Annotated in this window: 1 protein-coding gene; it reads left to right on the forward strand. The window is 66.7% G+C overall.

The annotated features are described in order from the left end of the window. Nucleotides 1-210: 210 nt before the first annotated feature. Nucleotides 211-1,627 (forward strand): serine/threonine-protein kinase (locus ACYVKL_RS26460; protein ID WP_460773151.1); only part of this gene is annotated, 1,417 nt, incomplete at its 3' end.

Consider the following 1,627-nt stretch of genomic DNA (forward strand, 5'->3'; position numbering starts at 1 on the left):
TTGGCGGCCGCGCTACCCTGTCGAGTCGAACGATGCACTGACCAGTTGAGACCAAGATCGTCGGCCGAACGTGAGCACAGCTGTTGAGCGCCTGTTGTTCTCGCAGGTCGAGGTGTTCGGAAACCCGTTCGTTTGGAATGCGTCTGGGCTGCCGAGTGTCGGGAACCGAACCGGGCGTGAGGGATTAAGGGTTTTGCTGGACTGGTGAAAGTGGTGGTCCGTAGCCTGCCTGCAGGGCGGTGGATCGTCGCCGAATGGATCGGGGTGGGCGTTGTGGTGGCCGTAGGGTCGGTGTTCGCGGGGTACCTGATCAAGGCGCGGTTGGGTGCCGGCGGGATGGGTGTGGTCTATCTCGCCCGGCATCCACGACTGAAACGTGATGTGGCGCTGAAAGTTCTGCACGATCAGTGGGCTGCTGAGGCTGGGACACGGGCGGCGTTCGATCGGGAGGCGGCGTTGGTGTCACAACTCGATCACCCCAACATCGTCCAGGTCTACGATCGCAGCGACCCCGGTGATGAGGCGTTGTGGTTGTCGATGCGGCACATCGCCGGCGGTGACGCCGCTGCTCTGCTGGCGGGCGCGCCGCGCGGGCTGCCGATCGAGCAAGTGGTCGCGCTGGTGACCGATACTGCTCACGCGCTCGATCACGCGCACGCGCAGGGGGTGTTGCATCGGGATGTGAAGCCGGCGAACCTGCTTCTCGAGCACGATCCCCGCCACGGGCAGAAGACGGTGCTCACCGACTTCGGGATCGCCCGCGCGGCCGATTCCGCGACTACCGCGACCAGCGTCGCGATGTCGCTGCCCTATGCAGCACCCGAGCGTTTCACCGCGGGGCCTGTCGATCATCGTGCCGATATCTACTCCCTCGGATGCACGATGTTCCAACTGCTCACCGGGCAGCTCCCGTTCCCGCGTCAGGCTCCGATCGAGTTCATGACCGCGCACCTGACCGCGGCGGTTCCGTCGGCGCATGCGCTGCGCCCGGACCTGCCGGTGTACTTGGATGCGGTGATCGCGACCGCGCTGGCCAAGGACCCCGCTGATCGGTATCACTCAGGTCAGGAGTTGGTGGCGGATCTGCGGCGCGCGGTCACCGCCACCACACTCGCGCCGCCTCGCGCACCGGCCACACCACCAACGGTCGAGACAAACCAGGAGCTCACCGATGCTCGGCGCGCCCACGCCGCGGACCCGCACAACCCCGAGAGGATGTTCCGTCTCGGATACCACCTTCATCAGCACGGTGAGCTCGCCGACGCCGAGATCTGGTATCGCAAAGCCGCCGACACCGGCCGCGCGGACGCGATGCACAACCTCGGGTTCCTGCTCGAGAAGCGGGGTGAGCTCGCCGACGCCGAGACCTGGTATCGCAAAGCCGCCGACACCGGCGACGCGGACGCGATGACCAACCTCGGGTTCCTGCTCTACGAGCGGGGTGAGCTCGCCGACGCCGAGACCTGGTATCGCAAAGCCGCCGACACCGGCCACGGGCGCGCGATGACCAACCTCGGGTTGCTGCTCAAGAAGCGGGGCGAGCTCGCCGACGCCGAGACCTGGTACCGCAAAGCCGCCGACACCGGCCACGCGGGCGCGCTGTACAACCTCGGGGTGCTGCTCTACG

Source organism: Nocardia tengchongensis, assembly GCF_054781395.1.